Source organism: Methylosinus sp. RM1, from assembly GCF_011378635.1.
Lineage (GTDB): Bacteria > Pseudomonadota > Alphaproteobacteria > Rhizobiales > Beijerinckiaceae > Methylosinus > Methylosinus sporium.
On record NZ_WOVC01000001.1, the window covers coordinates 229,978 to 247,310 of the forward strand.

At 65.7% G+C, this 17,333-nt stretch carries 15 protein-coding genes; 11 read left to right on the plus strand and 4 right to left on the minus strand.

All coding sequences use genetic code 11. From position 1 onward, the window contains the following. Window positions 1–19 precede the first annotated feature (19 nt). From FMZ75_RS01010 to FMZ75_RS01025, 4 genes are all read left to right on the plus strand, one after another. Complete coding sequence (locus FMZ75_RS01010; RefSeq protein WP_166140974.1) at window positions 20–1,876, plus strand: methylmalonyl-CoA mutase family protein; 1,857 nt, start codon at window positions 20–22, stop codon at window positions 1,874–1,876. Further along, window positions 1,876–2,304, plus strand: a complete 429-nt coding sequence (locus FMZ75_RS01015) for a hypothetical protein (protein WP_166140975.1) — start codon at window positions 1,876–1,878, stop codon at window positions 2,302–2,304. The genes FMZ75_RS01010 and FMZ75_RS01015 overlap by 1 nt, the downstream gene beginning before the upstream one ends. Window positions 2,305–2,608: 304 nt before the next feature. Then, window positions 2,609–5,290: an FkbM family methyltransferase gene (locus FMZ75_RS01020; RefSeq protein ID WP_166140976.1), complete on the plus strand. Its 2,682-nt coding sequence runs from the start codon at window positions 2,609–2,611 to the stop codon at window positions 5,288–5,290. A gap of 50 nt (window positions 5,291–5,340) precedes the next feature. After that, window positions 5,341–6,015 (plus strand): class I SAM-dependent methyltransferase, encoded by a 675-nt coding sequence (locus FMZ75_RS01025; protein ID WP_166140977.1) that lies wholly within the window; start codon window positions 5,341–5,343, stop codon window positions 6,013–6,015. A 150-nt stretch (window positions 6,016–6,165) separates the two neighbouring features. Here the strand turns inward: FMZ75_RS01025 and FMZ75_RS01030 are convergent, their stop codons facing one another. Beyond that, the gene (locus FMZ75_RS01030; protein ID WP_166140978.1) at window positions 6,166–6,516 is read right to left on the minus strand and encodes a hypothetical protein; all 351 of its coding nucleotides are present in this window, start codon (window positions 6,514–6,516) and stop codon (window positions 6,166–6,168) included. A gap of 25 nt (window positions 6,517–6,541) precedes the next feature. Next, window positions 6,542–7,828 (minus strand): murein L,D-transpeptidase, encoded by a 1,287-nt coding sequence (locus FMZ75_RS01035; protein WP_166141026.1) that lies wholly within the window; start codon window positions 7,826–7,828, stop codon window positions 6,542–6,544. Between the two features lie 276 nt (window positions 7,829–8,104). On the opposite strand from FMZ75_RS01035, the gene FMZ75_RS01040 reads away from it, so the two are divergent. The 5 genes from FMZ75_RS01040 to FMZ75_RS01060 all read left to right on the plus strand — a co-directional run bounded on the left by FMZ75_RS01040 (window position 8,105) and on the right by FMZ75_RS01060 (window position 13,065). Continuing rightward, entirely contained in the window at window positions 8,105–8,623 is a 519-nt protein-coding gene (locus FMZ75_RS01040) for a sigma-70 family RNA polymerase sigma factor (protein ID WP_246728713.1), read from the plus strand. Then, a complete protein-coding gene (locus FMZ75_RS01045) occupies window positions 8,620–9,258 on the plus strand; it encodes an NrsF family protein (RefSeq protein WP_166140980.1) in 639 nt (212 codons plus the stop codon). The genes FMZ75_RS01040 and FMZ75_RS01045 overlap by 4 nt, the downstream gene beginning before the upstream one ends. Further along, a complete protein-coding gene (locus FMZ75_RS01050; protein WP_166140981.1) occupies window positions 9,252–9,992 on the plus strand; it encodes a TlyA family RNA methyltransferase in 741 nt (246 codons plus the stop codon). Before FMZ75_RS01045 ends, FMZ75_RS01050 begins: the two co-directional genes overlap by 7 nt. Beyond that, complete coding sequence (locus FMZ75_RS01055; protein ID WP_207783226.1) at window positions 9,992–11,260, plus strand: class I SAM-dependent RNA methyltransferase; 1,269 nt, start codon at window positions 9,992–9,994, stop codon at window positions 11,258–11,260. The genes FMZ75_RS01050 and FMZ75_RS01055 overlap by 1 nt, the downstream gene beginning before the upstream one ends. Before the next feature lie 434 nt (window positions 11,261–11,694). Continuing rightward, the gene (locus FMZ75_RS01060) at window positions 11,695–13,065 is read left to right on the plus strand and encodes an FAD-binding oxidoreductase (RefSeq protein WP_108917109.1); all 1,371 of its coding nucleotides are present in this window, start codon (window positions 11,695–11,697) and stop codon (window positions 13,063–13,065) included. Here the strand turns inward: FMZ75_RS01060 and FMZ75_RS01065 are convergent. Together FMZ75_RS01065 and FMZ75_RS01070 are read right to left on the minus strand one after the other, a co-directional pair. Then, window positions 13,043–13,675, minus strand: a complete 633-nt coding sequence (locus tag FMZ75_RS01065; protein WP_246728702.1) for a hypothetical protein — start codon at window positions 13,673–13,675, stop codon at window positions 13,043–13,045. The two genes, FMZ75_RS01060 and FMZ75_RS01065, sit on opposite strands and share 23 nt — an antisense overlap. 117 nt (window positions 13,676–13,792) lie before the next feature. Then, complete coding sequence (locus FMZ75_RS01070) at window positions 13,793–14,326, minus strand: invasion associated locus B family protein (RefSeq protein ID WP_108917107.1); 534 nt, start codon at window positions 14,324–14,326, stop codon at window positions 13,793–13,795. Window positions 14,327–14,672: 346 nt separating this feature from the next. Here FMZ75_RS01070 and coxB point away from each other — a divergent pair, with 346 nt between their 5' ends. Then, entirely contained in the window at window positions 14,673–15,551 is an 879-nt protein-coding gene (gene coxB / locus FMZ75_RS01075; protein WP_108917106.1) for a cytochrome c oxidase subunit II, read from the plus strand. A gap of 73 nt (window positions 15,552–15,624) precedes the next feature. Continuing rightward, the gene (ctaD, locus tag FMZ75_RS01080; protein ID WP_108917105.1) at window positions 15,625–17,292 is read left to right on the plus strand and encodes a cytochrome c oxidase subunit I; all 1,668 of its coding nucleotides are present in this window, start codon (window positions 15,625–15,627) and stop codon (window positions 17,290–17,292) included. The last annotated feature ends 41 nt before the right edge of the window (window positions 17,293–17,333 follow it).

Genomic DNA, 17,333 nt, shown 5'->3' on the forward strand with positions numbered 1-17,333 from the left:
CATTGTTCGAGGCTCGCTCATGAGTTTGCAAGATGCGCCGCTGGCTGGCGTTTTTCCACCGGGAACCGAGGAGGGCTGGCGCAAAATCGTCGATCGGGCGCTGAAGGGCGGGTCCTTCGACCGGCTGCTGTCCAAGACCTACGACGGGGTCGAGATATCCCCGCTCTACCAGCGCGCGACCGCGCCGGGCCCGCGCGCGCTGCGCGCTACGGCCGGCCGCTGGTCCATTCTGGCGCGGGTCGATCTTTCCGACCTCGACGCGGCCAACGCCTCGGCGCTCGGCGATCTCGAGGGCGGCGCCGATGGTTTGCACATCGTCTTCGCCGGCGCCCAGGGCGCCTATGGGACGGGCCTTTGCGACGATGGCGAGGAGGCGCTCGCCCATGTCTTCGACAAAATCCGCTTCGACTACGGAATTCCCGCGCTTGTGGAATTTTCCCCGCGCGCGCCGAAAGCGGTGGATACGCTGCTGCGCCTGCTCGACCGCGCCCATATAGAGCCGAGCATCACGCGCCTCTCCTTCGGGCTCGATCCGCTCGGCGCGAAGGCGCTGCACGGCTTTTCCCCCGCGCCCTGGGGCGAGGAGAGCAAATCCTTCGCGGCGCGCGTAAGGAGCCTCGCCGCCGCCGGCTATCGTTTCGGGACCGTCGCCGCCGACGCCCGCGTGATCCACGCCGCCGGCGGAACCGAGGCGCAGGAGCTCGGCTTCGCGCTCGCCGCCGCGCTCGCCTATCTGCGCGCGCTCGAGGAGGGCGGCCTGCCGCTCGAGGAGGCGCGCGCGCTCATCGCCTTCCGCCTCGCGGCGGACGCCGATGAATTCGTCACCATCGCCAAGTTCCGCGCGCTGCGGCGGCTGTTCGCCCGTGTGGAGGAGGCTTGCGGCCTCGCGCCGGCCCCGATCTTCGTCCATGCCGAGACGGCCTGGCGCATGATGACGCGGCGCGATCCCTGGACCAATCTTCTGCGCGCCACGCTCGCCTCTTTCGGCGCGGCGATCGGCGGCGCCGACGCCGTCACCGTCCTGCCCTTCACCCAGGCGCTCGGCGCGCCGGACGATTTCGCCCGCCGCCTCGCCCGCGACACGCAGCTGGTGCTGCAGGACGAGTCCCACATCGATGCGGTCGACGATCCGGCGAGCGGCTCCGGCGGCATGGAGGCGCTGACCGAGGCGCTCTGCGAGCGCGGCTGGGCCGAGTTCCAGAGCCTCGAGGCCGAGGGCGGCCTCGCCGCGGCGCTCGACAATGGCTCCTTCCAGGGCCGCGTCGCCGAGACCGCCGGCAAGCGCGCGCAGAATGTCGCGCGCTCGCGCGACAAGATCACCGGCTGCAATGCGTTTCCCGATATCGGCGAGGCGCCGGTCGCTGCGCTCGCGCCCTTCGACGCCTCGCTCGCCGAGGCGCCCGCGCCCGCCGGCGCGCTGCGATCGCCGCCGCTGCCCCCGCGCCGTCTCGCCGAGCCTTTCGAGGCGCTGCGCGACCGTTCCGACGCCGCGCTCGCCGAGAAGGGCGCGCGGCCGCGGATTTTCCTCGCCAATCTCGGCGCCGTGGCGGCGTTCACGGCGCGCGCCAATTTCGCCAAGAATTTCTTCGAGGCCGGCGGCATAGAGGCCGTCTTCGGCGAAGAGGGCGCGGATGTCGCGGCGGCCTTGCGCGCGAGCGGCGCGACGCTCGCCTGCATTTGCTCCTCCGACGCGATCTATGCGGAAAAAGCCGAGCAGGCGGCGCGCGATCTCGCCGCCGCCGGCGCGCGGGTCTATCTCGCCGGCCGGCCGGGAGAGCTCGAGACGGCGCTGCGCGCGGCCGGCGTTGCAGAATTTATTTACGCTGGCGGCGATATGTTCGACACATTGCAGCGTGCGTTGGCGGAGGCGGGGTGATGCGAGGGCTGGGGATTTTCGTATTGGGCGCGATGATGGCGATCGGCGCCGCGCAGGCGGCTCCGCGCGAATCGGCGAGCGCCGCGCCGGAGGCCGGCCGCTATGACGGCGCCTGGGTGTTCGAGGCGCGCACGACGGTCGGCTCCTGCCCGGGGCTGCTGCCCGATCAAATCGAGATTCGCGGCGATCTCCTCGTCGGCACGCAGGCCGGCGCCGCGGCGCTGGCCGCCGGCCGCATGGCGCATTGGGGCTATGTGGAGGGCGACGGCGCGATCATGACGCGCTTCACCACGCAGGGCGGCCGCGTGGCGCGCGCCCATGGCCATTTGCGCGGCAACGTCGGGCAGGGGGCGTGGTCCTCCTCCACCGACAAATGCGGCGGCGCCTGGCGCGCCCATCGCGGCGGAGCGCAACGCGCGGGGAAATGATCTTTCGGCGCAATCCGTCGTCTCGCGCCGCGCAGCCGGAAATGTCCGGCGACGCGCTTTCCGAAAATCGCATCGCGGACCAGCGCGCGGCAAACGCCTCGCGAGACCTTCGATCGCGTCGCGCGCATCGTTTCGAAAGCTTTCTTTCGATCTCGACCGAAGGATGATCTCGACCGCCGCTGTCGCGGCGACGCCATGTTTTTCTAGGCGCGCGGCATCGTGTCGAGGCGACGCGCTCTGCTGGACAGCGCCCATGTGGGCGTGAGATAAACGCCGGCCTTCAGCTTCGGAGCAATGGTGGCCTATGCCCAAGATTGTCGACTGCGTCATCGGGTTCAATGAAATCGACATGCTCATGCTGCGGGTCGCCGAACTGACCAATGTCGTCGATTCATTCGTCGTCGTCGAATCTTGCAAGACGCACACCGGCGCGGACAAGCCGATATTGCTCGCCGATGCGGTCTCCGAGCTTCGAGGCGCCGGCTACGACATCGTGCATTACGTCATCGACGACATGCCCGGCGCCTTCGGCAATGCGCCGGAGCTCGGATGGATCGTCGAGAATTTGCAGCGCAATTGCATTCTGCGCCCGCTTTCCACGATGGGACTCGGCGACGACGCCATCATCATCGTGTCGGACATCGACGAGATACCCCGTCCCGAATGCGTCGCGGAGCTGCCGGCGCTGCTCGACAATCCTCGCAACATCGCCATTTTCGAAATGGCGATGAAAAAATATTTCGTGAACAACAATTCCAATTGTCATTACAACAACACGCCTTGGCTCGGGTCTGTCGCTTGCCGCTACGGCTTGCTGAAATTCATCATGCCGCAAGGCGCGCGGATGGGAGATCCGATCAGCCCGCGCGGCGCTTGCATCAATCTCGGCTACGATCGGGAACTCTATTCCTACGAGCGGCGCGTGCCGAACGGCGGCTGGCATTTTTCCAGCATGGGCGGCATGGAGGCGCTCGCGCTGAAAATGCAGTCGATCGTCGAGCGCACGCGCGCCAACACCGAGGCCGTCGCGAAGCCGACGCGATTCGGAAAGCACAATCAAAGCAGCTTCCGCGACGCCAACGCAGACGCCGTCTCCAATTTCCTGGTCGAGCATACGCCCGAGCTGACCCATGTGCGCGCGCCGACATTGAAGGATGTCGCCGAGCTCGACATTCCCGACGCGCTGAAAAAATCGCCGCGCCAATTCGACTTTCTGTTCTATTTCGCCGACGCCATCGACGACGCGACCAGCGCTGTCGACGAATTGCCGCCGATCGAGCAGCTGCCGTTTCCAGGATCGTTGCGGAATTATGCGCCGAACGCGGTCGAGCGGCTTCGGTCGCATATGAACCTCGCCGGCAAGAATGTGCTGCTGGTCGGTTATTCGGAGGCGCAGGCGCAGTCTTTGATGGCGCAGGAAGGCATCGGCTCGGCGAAGCGCTTGGCCTTGTGGGAGGACCATATCGACGCCTATGGATCGGGGTTCCCCGTGATCATCGGCGACATATGCGGCAAGACGTCATTCGACGACGACACATTCGATGCGGTTATTTTCATGTCCGTATGGGAGCACCTGTACGACATCGAGAGCGCATGTCGAGAATCCGCGCGCATCACGAAGAATGGCGGCCTCGTCTTCTCCGAGTTCGGACCTCTCTGGACAGGCGCGACCGGGCATCACCTCTACCTCGACGGCGGCAATCCCGCTCTGGATTTCACGCTGCGGCAGCTCCCGAGCCACATGCATCTGCTCTACGATCGCGAGACGATCGCGCGCTATCTCTCCGATCATCGCGGTATACACAGCGATCATGCCGGCCGGGCGGTAGAGTTCATCCTCGACTCCGATAACATCAATCGCGCGCCGGCATCGGCCTATTTCGACGCCGTGCGCGATTTGCGGCCGATCGTGACAGAGAATTATGTGTCGCCGGTGCGGCCGGATATTCTTCGACATCTGCGTGCGCGATGGCCGCAATACGATCGATTCGAATTAGATGGAGGCGCTTGGCTCTTTGCTGTCGACAAGACGGGCGAAAGCATGGGGAGAACCGACGCTGCGGCGTCCGGGACGTCGATCGACGCCGCCCGCGCCAGCGAAGCTATCGCGACGCTACCCGTCACGCGAGAGACAGGCGACCGAAAGATGAACGAAAACACTTATGACTTGAAGCCCGTGCGGACGCTTCACACGCTGGAGGCGGATCGCTGGCTCGGTCGTCCGGGCTGCGCATTCTGGTGCGAATGGGATCACCAGGGCGAAACGCCGAGGAGCTTCGCCTGGATCGTCGAAGACCTGGAGCGACAAAACTGGCGGCGTTTCATCGCGCCGGGCAGCACGGTCGTCGACGTCGGCGGCCATTCCGGCGACACCGCCGTGCCGATGGGGCTTTTCGCTTATGATCGGGAGGGCGATCGGCGGGGCAAGGTCATCGTCGTCGAGCCCAATCCCGAAGTTCTGAAAGTGATGACCATCAATCTCGCGATGAACCCGCACATCGCCGATTTCAAGATCATGCCCTGCGCGATCACCGAGCGCGATGTCGACGAGATCGAGCTCTCCGATCACGGCAATGCGCATTGCAACGGCGGGGTCATCGAGAATACGCATTATTCGGACGAATGCACGGGCAAGATCGCAGCCGCTTCCGTCAACCGCTATAAGGCGCGTGGCGTGACGCTGCCGACTCTTCTGAGGGAATGTGGCGTCGAGGATTTCTCGACGGTTTCCTTCATCAAGACCGATTGCGAAGGCTACGATAAGGACATCCTTCGCGGCAGCGCCGAATTCATTCGCGCCTACCAACCGAATCTGTTCGTCGAATGGTTCGCTTGGTTCTCTCCCGAGGACGATGCGGATTTGTTCCAGGCCGTCGATGAGATCGGCTATGTCGCCTATGATCCGACGACTTTGGCGCCGGCGCGGCTGGACCACCGGATTTCGGATATTTTGTGCTTGCCGAAGGGCCGGGCGCCGAGCCCGTAGCGTCGATGCGCCGACTGCGAACGTGATTCGATATCCAAAAGGACGAATTTATGACTGCGATGCGAGATAGACTTGTCGGCGCTCTTCACTATGGCGCGGATCCATTCGCCGGCTTCCCGGAAGGAGCTTATGAGACGGACCCCCAGGGCTGGCGTTCGGAGCATCCGTATCTGAGCGAAACGATCGAGATGGCGCGTCCTTCGCTGATCGTGGAGGTCGGCGTGTGGAAAGGCGGCTCGACCATTTACATGGCCGATAAAGCAAAATCTCTAGGCCTGGATTGCGCTATCGTATCCGTCGACACCTTTCTCGGGGCGTGGGAGCATTGGATAATCGAGGAATGGCGCGACAGTCTGAAGCAGAAATATGGATATCCGTCTTTATACTATACCTTTGCTGCGAATGTGATCGCCCGTGGCGTCGCTGATTACGTCGTCCCCCTTCCTATCGATTCCAATAACGCCGCCGAAATCATGAGACATTACGGCTTCTCCCCGGACATCGTCCATATCGACGCGGGGCACGACCGAAAAGCCGTCCTCTCTGATCTCGAATTATGGTGGAAGCTGCTGGCTCCGGGCGGATATATCATCGGGGACGACTACGATCCGAATATGCAGGTTTGGCCCGAGGTGGCCATGGCGTTCCACGAATTTTTCGGAACCGACCGCATCGAAAATTTCGATGGCAAGTGCCGGATTCGCAAGATGGTCGGCAAATTGTGAGGATTCGGGCGGCGTAGCGAGCGCGCGGCGAACGGCGCTGTAAAGTCGAATCGACGAGGGCCGGGACGCTGAAACGTTCCGGCTCCGCACGCCTCGGTTCCGGTCCTCGCCGAACGCCGGCGGCCTCTTCGGCGACAGGGTCGCGCTCCTTCAGCGGAAGAAAAAGGCTCGGTTCAACCAAGCGACGCCGGCGAAACCTGCGAGGCCGAGCGCGACGACGATCGTCGCCGCTCGCGCGCGCGTCATCGTCGGATCGCGCAAAAGCAGGACGCGGCCGACGAAGCTCGTCGCAAAGCCTGCGGCGACCAGGGTCGTGAAAATCAATGAGATCATCTCGACGAGCCCGCAGCGTGGTCCGCTCGGGTGGTCGAAGATCGGCCGCCCCAAAAATGCGGTGACGGCGAGCCAGAGGATCGATACGGCGGCGAGCGACCGCCATCCGCGCGTCGCGAGCGTCGAGGCGAATGGAATGAGATAGAATGCGATCGGGAGCAGGATCATGAGCGCCTGCTCCGAGCGCATCCGCTCAATACTCGTCCGCGCCGAACACCGGCGGCAGCTGCGATCCGCGCGCGGCCTGACGCGAGGCGACCGGCGTCGGCCCAGGGGCGGATTGCTGCGGGATGGAGGCGGTGAGGCCGAGGCCGTCGCGCTGATAAATATCCTCGCGGAACTGCATCACCCCGTCGGGCGTCGCCCAGGCGGTGACATAGACCCAATAGACCGGCACGGCGGGGGATATTTTCACGTCTATGCGCTCGCCGGAGCGGATCGCCTCGTCGATATGGTCGCGATCCCAGCCGGGCGTCTCCTTCAGCAGCCAAGCGACATAGTCGCGCACATTCTGCAGGCGGATGCAGCCGGAGGAGACGAAGCGGAAGTCGTCGCCGAAAATGCCTTTGGCCGGCGTGTCGTGCATATAGACGCCGTAAGGATTGGCGATGTCGATGCGCACCACGCCGAGCGAATTGAAATCGCCGCCCGTGTCCTGGCGGAATTTGTAGTTCAGCGCCTCGAGCGAGTTCCAATTGATCTGCTGCGGGGAGAGCTCGACGCCGTCCTTATTGTAGACGCGGATGTGATTGTCCGAGAGATAGTTGGAGTCCGCCTGCATCTTGGGGATCAGATCCTTGCGGATGACTGAGGCGGGCACGGTCCAGAACGGGTTGAAATTGACCTGGATCGCCTTGGTCTGCATCACCGGGGACTGGCGGTCGATCTTGCCGACGCCGGCGGTGTGATGGGTGACGACGGCGCCGTTCTCCACCGTCTCCACAGTGGCGGCGGGGATGTTGGCCGTGACATAGCGATTGCCGAGATCGCGCGAGAAGCTGCGCAGCCGCACCAGATTGGTCTCGAGCTGGCGCAGGCGCAACTCGGCGGAGACGTTGAGCGCGGCGAAGGTCTGCGTCGAGACGACGCCGGTGGCGTTGACGCCGTGGCGCGCCTGGAAGCGGCGCACCGCGGCTTCGACGTAAGAGTCGAAGACCGGGCTCACGCCGGCCTCGGCGCCGATGTCGCCGGAGACGATGAGGCGCCGGCGCAGCGCCGAGACGGCCGGGCTGTTGGAGCCGAGCCGCAGCTGCTGGCCGGCCGGCACCAGGGGCCAGCCGCCGCGCGCGGCGATCTCCTGAAGCTGCGCGATGGCCGCCTCTGTCGCGGCGACCGTCTGCGTCGAGAGGATGGGGGTCGTCGAGCGCGAGACGGTGAGCCGGGGATCGGCGTCATAGCGCTGCGCCCATTCGGCCTGGCCGTCATAGGCGTCGCCCGCGGCGATGGCCGCGGGGGCCGCGGCTCCGGCGAGCGCGATCATGCTCAACGAAAAGACGGACTTCGAAAACTTACGCAAGGGGAAGCTCCAATCCGACTGCGCCCTCACGAGGGGCGAGCCGCGGTCGCGCGGCGTCGATAGATTTGCGATTCTTTCGTTAAAAAGGCGCGAATAGTCCGGCGTTTTTGTGACGCGCCGCGAAAATCGACGAATGCTCGACACGTCCCCCGCGCATGACGTAACGAGAGGGCGATTTTTCACGTATGACAGGGTGGACGTTTGGGAGCGCCAAACCCCGAGGAGGAATGGGCCGTGCTGATGCGCGCCGCCATAGCGGGCGATGCGGGCGCCTATGAGAGGCTGCTCCTCTCGCTGACGCCGGCGCTGCGCGGGATCGCGCGTCGCAATTGCGCGCGCCTCGGCCTCGATGTCGGCGAGGCGGAGGATGTGGTGCAGGAGACCCTGCTCGCCATTCATTTGAAGCGCGACACTTGGGATATGGCGCGGCCGATCGGCCCCTGGATCATGACCATAGCGCGCAACAAGCTCGTCGACGCGCGCCGCCGGCGCGGCGCCAAAACGGCGCTGCCGATCGACGACGCCTTCGATCTCGCGGCGCCCGAGGCGGCGGACGATGGGATCGACCGGCAGGATATCGACCGTATGCTCGGCGAGCTCGGCGAACGCCCGCGCGAGCTGGTGCGGTTTCTGTCGATCGAGGGACATTCGGTGAAGGAGGCGGCCGAGCGCTATCGCATGAGCGAGGGCGCGGTGCGCGTGGCGCTGCATCGGGCGATCAAGAGCCTGGCGGCGCTCTATCGGAGAGGCGAGAGATGAAGACGCAAGAGCTGATCGGCGCTCTGGTCGCGGACCATGCGCCGTCGCGTTTTCGCTTCGCGCAGATTTTCGCGTCGTCGCTCGCGGCGGCGGGGCTCGTCGCGGCGCTGCTGTTCGTCGCTTTCATCGGCGTCCGGCCGGACATCGGCGCGGCCGTCCACGAGCCGCGCTTTTTGGCGAAATTCGCGGTGACGCTCACTTTGCTGGCGACCGGCGGCGGCCTGTTGCGGCGGCTCGCGGCGCCGGGCGTCGAGGCCGGCGCGTGGCGCTTCGCGCCTCTGCTCGCGCTCGCCGCTCTCGGCGTCGCCGTGGCGCTCGAGCTCGTCGCCGCGCCGGCGGAGAGTTGGGACGCGCGGCTCGTCGGACAAAACGCGGCCATCTGCCTGATGGCGATCCCGCTCATCGCGGCGGGCCCGCTCGCCGTTCTCCTCTTCGCCTTGCGGCGCGGCGCGCCCGGCCGGCCGGCGCTGGCCGGCGCGGTGGCCGGCCTCGTCGCCGGCGCGCTGGCGGCGAGCTTCTATGCGGCCCATTGCACGGATGACAGCCCGCTCTTCGTCGCCGTGTGGTATTCGCTGGCGATCGGCTTCGTCGCGCTCGCCGGCTCGGCGCTCGGCGCGCGATTGTTGCGATGGTGAGCGCGAGCGAGCCGCTTCGCGCCGATGTGGCGCTGTGCGAGCGCGGCTTTTTCGAGAGCCGCGCCAAGGCGCAGGAGGCGATCCTCGCGGGCCTCGTCGAGGTGGGCGGCCGCAAAATCGCCAAGCCGTCGCAGCTCGTTCCGCCGGACGCCGAGATCGTGGCGCGGGCGCCGCACCCTTACGTCTCCCGTGGCGGCGTCAAGCTCGCCCATGCGCTCGCGGCTTTCGGCGTCGATGCGCAGGATCGCTATTGCCTCGATGTCGGCGCTTCGACCGGCGGGTTCACCGACGCGCTGCTGCGCGCCGGCGCGCGCCATGTCGTCGCGGTGGACGTCGGCCATGATCAATTGCACGAGAGATTGCGCGCCGATGCGCGCGTCACCTCGCTGGAGGGACAGGATGCGCGCGCTCTGACGCGGGAGCATCTGGCCGAGGCGCCGTCGCTGATCGTGATCGACGCCAGCTTCATCTCGCTGGCGCTGGTGCTGCCTCCGGTGCTGCCGCTCGCGGCCGGCGGCGCGGAGCTGCTCGCTCTGGTCAAGCCGCAATTCGAGGCCGGCCGCAAGGCGGCAAAGAAGGGCGTCGTGCGCGACGAGGCCGTTCATGCGCAAGTCTGCGCGCGCATTTCCGCGGAGGTCGAGACATTGGCCTGGCGTGTGCTCGGCGTCATCGCCTCGCCGATCGAGGGCGGCGACGGCAATCGCGAATTTCTTCTCCATGCGCGGCGGGACTGATGTTGCAAAGACTGACCATCGAACGTCTCGGCCATAAGGGCGAGGGCGTCGCCCGCACGGAGGAGGGGCTCGTCTTCGCCGCTTTCGCTTTGCCCGGCGAGACCGTCCTCGCCGAGGTGGAGGGCGAGCGCGCCCGTGTCGTCGATATTCTCGAGCCCTCGCCGGATCGCATCGAGCCTTTCTGCCCGCATTACGGCGTTTGCGGCGGCTGCGCCGTGCAGACATTGGCCGCGCCCGCCTATGCGCAATGGAAGCGCGGCCTCGCCGAGACGGCGCTGCGCAACGCCGGGCTCGACTGGCCGGTCGAACCGCTGATCGACGCCCATGGCGCCGGGCGTCGGCGCGTGACCTTCCATGCTCGTTATGAGAGGGGCGTTGCGCATGTCGGCTTCATGCGCGCGCGCTCGCATGATCTCGTCGAAATCGACGTCTGCCCCTTGCTCGAGCCGCGCCTCGTCGGCGCGCCGGCGGCGGCGCGCGCTCTGGCGCAGGCGCTCGCCTTGCGCGGCAAGCCGCTCGACATAGCGGCGACGGCGGCGACGGGCGGGCTCGATATCGACATTCGCGGCGCCGGCGCGCTCGAGGAGCGCGAGACTCTGGCGCTGCTGGAGCTCGCCGAAAGCCTCGATCTCGCCCGTCTCGCCAATCATGGGCGGCTGGTGACGCTGCGCCTGCCGCCCGGCGTGATGATCGGCGATATCCAGGTCTTTCCGCCGCCGGGCGCCTTTCTCCAGGCGACCGCGGAGGGCGAGGCCGCTATCGCCCGCCTCGTCGCGAAGGGCGTAGGCGACAAGGCCAAGAATGTGGCCGATCTCTTCTGCGGCGTCGGCGCCTTCGCGCTGCGGCTCGCCGCGCAGGCGCGCGTGACGGCGATCGATTCGGATGTGGCCGCGGTGGAGGCGCTGGACCGCGCCGCCCGCACGGCGCGGGGGCTGCGGCCGATATCGGCGCAGGCGCGCGATCTCTTCCGCCGTCCGCTCGATGTTCAAGAACTGAACGCTTTCGACGCCGTCGTCTTCGATCCGCCCCGCGCCGGCTCTATGGCGCAGGCGCAGGCGCTGGCGGCGTCGACCGTGCGCCGCATCGTCGCCGTCTCCTGCGATCCGCAGAGCTTCGCCCGCGACGCCGCAATTCTGAGCAAAGGCGGCTATGCCGCGAAATTCATCACGCCGATCGATCAATTTCGGCATTCGCCGCATCTCGAGCTGGTCGCTCTCTTCGAGCGCGCGGCGGAAGCGGCGCCGCGCCGGCGGCTGCTGTCGCGCTGACGCGGCGGGCGGGGAGCGATCCGCTACGTAGGTCTACTTATGGCGAAACGTCGCGCAAATCTTACATTCTCTCGATGCGTTTCATGTGACAAAGGCGAATTTTCAAATAAGCCTTTCGCGGCGCAGCGGGGAATTGTCTTGCCAGCCCCGCCGAGTTGGGCATAGGATTTGCGTCCATGTCCAGCGTGGGCGCCGGCTCCCCCCTAGGGGCCGGCTCGAATCTGGAAGGAGATGGTCACATGAATGCGCTTCTCGCCGCAACATTGTGCAGTATCATCCTCGGCGGACTTCCTGTCGCCGCCGCCGCTTACGTGCGGGTCCGTCGCAACGATGAAGCGCATCGTCGCCGCCATTGGTAATCGAGGTGATCTTCGCTGACCGCCGTCGAAAAAGGACGCGATGACACGGGGCTGCTCGATCGCCTGAGCGCGATCGTGGGAACCGCCGGCGTCATCGTCGACCCCGGCGATATGGCGGCCTATCTCCGCGAGCCGCGCGAGGCGTTCTTCGGACGCGCTCCTTGCGTCGTCAAGCCGCGGAGCGCCCGCGAGGTCGCTTCCGTTCTCGCCCTCTGCAATGAGGCCGGCGTCGGCGTCGTTCCGCAGGGCGGCAATACAGGCCTCGTCGGCGGCCAGACGCCCGACGAAAGCGGCGCGCAGATCGTGCTGTCGCTGCAAAAGCTCGACAAGATTCGCGAGATCGATCCTGCTTCCGACACGATGACGGTCGAGGCCGGCGCCATTCTCGCCAATGTCCAGGCCGCCGCGGAAGCCGTCGGCCGCTACTTTCCTCTTTCGCTCGCCGCCGAAGGCAGCTGCACCATAGGCGGCAATCTCGCCACCAATGCCGGCGGCGTGCATGTGATCGCCTATGGCGCGACGCGCGATCTCGCGCTCGGGCTCGAGGTGGCGCTCGCCGACGGGCGGCTGCTGTCCGGCCTCTCCAAGCTGCGCAAGGACAATACGGGCTATGACCTCGCCCATTTGTTCATCGGCTCGGAGGGAACGCTCGGAATCATCACCGCCGCGACGCTGAAGCTCTTCCCCTTGCCAAGGTCACGCGCCACCGCTTTCGTCGGCCTTGCCGATCCGCGCGCGGCTTTGAAGCTGCTGACGCTCGCCAAGGCGCGCGCCGGCTCGGCGCTGGTCGCCTTCGAGCTGATTCCGCGCATCGGCGTCGAATTCACGACGCGCCATATCGCCGGGGTTCGCGATCCGCTCGCCGGCGCGCATGGCTGGTATGTGCTGATGGAGTTGGCCTCGCCCGCCGAGAGCGGCGTCGAGGATCAGCTGACCGAATTGCTCGGCGAGGCGATGGAGCAGGGCATAGCCGAGGACGCCGCCCTCGCCGCGACGCTGGAGCAGCGCGCCGGCCTATGGAAGCTGCGCGAGACGATGCCGGAGGCGCAAAAGCCCGAGGGCGTCTCGATCAAGCATGACGTCTCCGTGCCGCTCGAGTCGATTCCCGATTTTCTCGCGGAGGCGAGCGCCCTCGTCGCCGTCCATGCGCCGGGCGCGCGGCCGACGCCCTTCGGCCATATGGGCGACGGCAATATTCACTACAACATCTCGCAGCCCGAAGGCGCCGATCGCGTCGTCTTTCTCGCCCGCCGCGAGGAGATCAACGCGCTCGTCCATGGGCTGGTGACGAAATATGCGGGCTCGGTCTCCGCCGAGCATGGAATCGGCGCGCTCAAGCGCGATCTTTTGCGAAAAGTGAAGGACCCTGTGGCGCTCGAGCTGATGCGCGCGATCAAATCCGCGCTCGACCCGAAGGGCATCCTCAATCCGGGGAAGCTTCTGTAGGCGTGCGAGCTTGGCGCTTGCGGCGCTTTTGCGCGGGCGCGGCGCGGTCGGCGGCGCCGCCTTCGAAGCCCACGAGAATCTCGTAATCATCGGCCGCTTGCGCGCCGAGATAGGGCACCGACAAAGGCTCCGAGATCACGCGGAACTCGCCGCGCGCGGCGCCCGCGGGCACGCTCGCGGTGACGTGATAGCTCTTGGAGGCGAGGATCGATTCGTCCTTCTGCCGCCGCGCGGCGATTTTCAGCGTGCCCGAGAAAGACCCAGGCTGGCCGGCGGGGCCGAGCACGGCCGCGCCCTCGACGCCGACCTTGATCAGAATCTGATCGCCGGAAACCGAGCATTCGCGCGCGAGATGCGACAGCGAGAGCTGATAGCGCACCGAGGAATTATCCGCCCCCGGCGGAACGCGCAGCGTGGCGGCGCCGGTGTCGACGAGAATCTCGGGGCAGTCGACCGCCGCGCCCGGCGCGGCCTGCGCGGGCCGGTCGGATTTTTGCGGCTCCTTCTCGCCGCCGCCGAAGACGGAGAGAGGGTTTGGTAAGTCGAAAGCGCGGGCGCCGCTCGCCATCAGCGCGGAAATCGAGAGAATCGCGAAATAGCGCCGCATCATCCGTCCCGTGTCCATCGGCCTTTCACCCTTTGCTCCGCCGCCCCTCCCCAACCTCCCCCGCTGCGCGGGAGAGGGAGCGGATTCGGTGCGTCATCCGAGGCGCACGCCTTACCGCCATCACGGCAGTTTGGCGAATCCCTCCTTGAAGCCGGCCAGCGACAGCGGCAGGCCGACGCCCTCGTCGGGCGTGAGATAAATGACGAAAGTCGCCGTTTTTCCGTTCTTGAGCTGATCGACGAGCGCATCGTCCATCACCACATCGGCGACGCAGCCGGAGGGCAGGCAGCGCACGAAGCCGGTGTCGCCGATGCGCGTCTTGTCGATGGTGAGGCCGAGGCCTTTGATCAGCAAGACATTCAGCGGCGCGATGACGCGCAGCAGCCGGCTCTTGCCGTCGCTGGTCTTCAGCACGACGACGACGAGATTGACATTGGCCTTGTCCTCCGCCGCCACGCTCTGAATCAAAGCGCATTGCTCGGCGGCGGCGCCGGCCGGCGTCTCGCAGCGAATCTCCCAATCGCCATATTTGGACTTCACCGCGCCTTGCGCGGCGGCGGGCGACGCGGCCCCCCATGCTGCGATTGCGAAAAACAGCCCCGCGACCACATGTCGCAACCTCGCGAGCCGGAGAACGGCGGCGTGCGGCCTCATTTTCGCTCCATGTTTCTTTCGCTGCGGATTCCAATGGCCCTTAGGATCAAAAGCGGGCCGAAACGGGGCGTTACGAAAAAGTTACGAGGGTGAAGCTCTGCGTAGCAAATGGCCGCCCGCTGTCAAGCGGAAGGGCGCCGACGCCGCATTTTTGCGCAGGGCGCGATGGCGCGACTTTTTGTCAGGCACAGTGTGGCGCCGCAGCGATTGCGCGGCGCAGCCGTTTGTGGTTGAACCCGCGTGGGAATACCTGACGGGCTGGATTTGTGGCGGGTTCGGCTCGATCAAAACAACCGGATAACAAAATCATAACGACCTTGTTCCTGAGGTCCGAGAGGCGATCTTCATGCTCATCGGCAGACGACCCACACTCCGCCGCGCGGCTTTGACGGCCGGCGCCGTTTTTTCCCTCCTCCTTCTCGCGGGCGTGGCGTCCGCGGAGGTGTTGGGCCAGCCCACTCCGGGAGGCCTCGGTCTCCCGGCGACCGTGACGGAAGTCGGCGCCGAGACGCAATTTTTCTACAATGTCATTCTGCTTCCCATCATCAGCTTCATCGGTCTCTTCGTTCTCGGTCTTCTGATTTATGTCTGCTGGCGGTTCAACGAGCACGCCAATCCCGTTCCCTCCAAGCTCACCCATCACACCGGCCTCGAGGTCGTCTGGACGCTGGTTCCGGTGCTGATCCTGGTGTTCATCGCCATTCCCTCCTTCCGCCTGCTGGCGCATCAGGTGGAAATCCCCGAGCCGAAGGTGACGATCAAGGTCACCGGCAATCAGTGGTACTGGTCCTACGCCTATCCCGAGGATCAGGGCGGCGGCTTCTCCTTCGACCAGTTCATGAAGACCGACGCCGATCTGAAGCCGGAGAATGGCGACGTGCGCCTGCTCTCGGTGGACAATGAGGCGGTGGTGCCGGTCGGCGAGGTCATCAAGCTCCAGGTGGTCGCCTCGGACGTGATCCACTCCTACACGATTCCGGCCTTCACCGTCCGCATCGACGCGGTGCCCGGCCGCCTCAACGAGACCTGGTTCAAGGCCGAGAAGGAAGGCATTTTCTACGGCCAATGCTCGAAGATCTGCGGCAAGGATCATGCGTTCATGCCGGCCGCCATCCGCGTCGTCTCCAAGGAGAAATACGCCGAATGGCTGGTCGAGGCGAAGAAGAAGTTCGCCAAGGTCGACGACGGCCGCGTGCGCGTGGCCGCCGAGGCCGACGCGCGCTGACGCTTCGTCGCCGCGCGACATCTTTTCGCAAAGTCGAACCGAACAAACCGAGCATTCTTCGAGGATCACGACCATGGACGCCATCTCGACCGAGGCGGGGGCCCACCACGACCACCCCACCGGCCTGCGCCGCTATCTCTTCTCGACCAACCATAAAGACATCGGCACGCTCTATTTGATTCTCGCCGTCGTCGGCGGCCTCATCGGCTTTCTGATGTCGATGGCGATTCGCGCCGAGCTCGCGCATCCGGGCATTTCGGTGTTCCCGGGCATTTCCGCGCTGCTTCATGGCACTGATCCGACCAATATCGACGCGGCCAAAAATCTCTACAATGTGTTCATCACCGCCCATGGCGTGCTGATGATCTTCTTCTTCGTCATGCCGGCGCTGATGGGCGGCTTCGCCAATTGGTTCGTGCCGATCATGATCGGCGCGCCGGACATGGCCTTCCCGCGCCTCAACAACATCTCCTTCTGGCTGCTCGCCGTGGCGCTGGTGCTGGTGGTGCTGTCGACCTTCGCGGAGGGCGCGCCGGGCTCGCTCGGCTTCGGCGGCGGCTGGGTGTTCTACCCGCCTCTGTCGTCCAACACGGGCCATCCCGGGCCGGCGATGGATTATGTGATCCTGTCGCTGCATCTGGCCGGCGCCTCGTCGATCCTCGGCTCGATCAACTTCATCACCACTATCTTCAACATGCGCGCGCCGGGCATGACGCTGCACAAAATGCCGCTGTTCGCCTGGGGCATGTTGGTGACGGCCTTCCTGCTGGTGCTGACCCTGCCGGTGCTCGCCGGCGCCATCACCATGCTGCTGACGGACCGCAATTTCGGCACCACCTTCTATGATCCGGCCGGCGGCGGCGATCCGATCCTGTTCCAGCATCTGTTCTGGTTCTTCGGCCATCCGGAAGTCTATGTTCTGATCCTGCCGGCTTTCGGCATCATCAGCCACATCGTCTCCACCTTCTCGCGCAAGCCCGTGTTCGGCTATCTCGGCATGGCCTACGCCATGGTGTCGATCGGCTTCCTCGGCTGCATCGTGTGGGCGCACCACATGTATACGGTCGGCCTGTCGCTCAACGCGCAGCGCTATTTCGTCTTCGCCACAATGGTCATCGCGGTGCCGACCGGCATCAAGATCTTCTCCTGGATCGCGACCATGTGGGGCGGTTCGATCTCCTTCCGCGCGCCGATGTGGTGGGCGATCGGCTTCATCTTCGTGTTCACCCTCGGCGGCGTCACCGGCGTCGTGCTGGCCAACGCCTCCGCCGACCGCCAGTTGCACGAGACCTATTACGTCGTCGCGCATTTCCACTACACGATGTCGCTCGGCGCGGTGTTCGGCGTCTTCGCGGGCTTCTACTACTGGTTCCCGAAGATGACGGGCTACATGTACAACGAGACTCTGTCGAAGGCGCATTTCCTGCTGCTCTTCGTCGGCATCAATCTCGTCTTCTTCCCGCAGCACTTCCTCGGCCTCGCCGGAATGCCGCGCCGCTATATCGACTATCCGGACGCTTTCGCGCTGTGGAACTATTGGTCGTCGGTCGGCGCCGCCATCGCCGCGGTCAGCGTCCTGCTGTTCTTCTACACTGTGGCCGAGGCCTTCATGCGCAAGCGTGAGGCGGGCGCCAATCCCTGGGGCGTCGGCGCGACGACGCTCGAGTGGACGCTGCCCTCGCCGCCGCCCTTCCATCAGTTCGAGACCCTGCCGCGCATCACCGGCTCGGGCCACCACTGAGGCAATTCCTCCGGCCGCGGCGCTGAGCTGTCGCGGCCGGA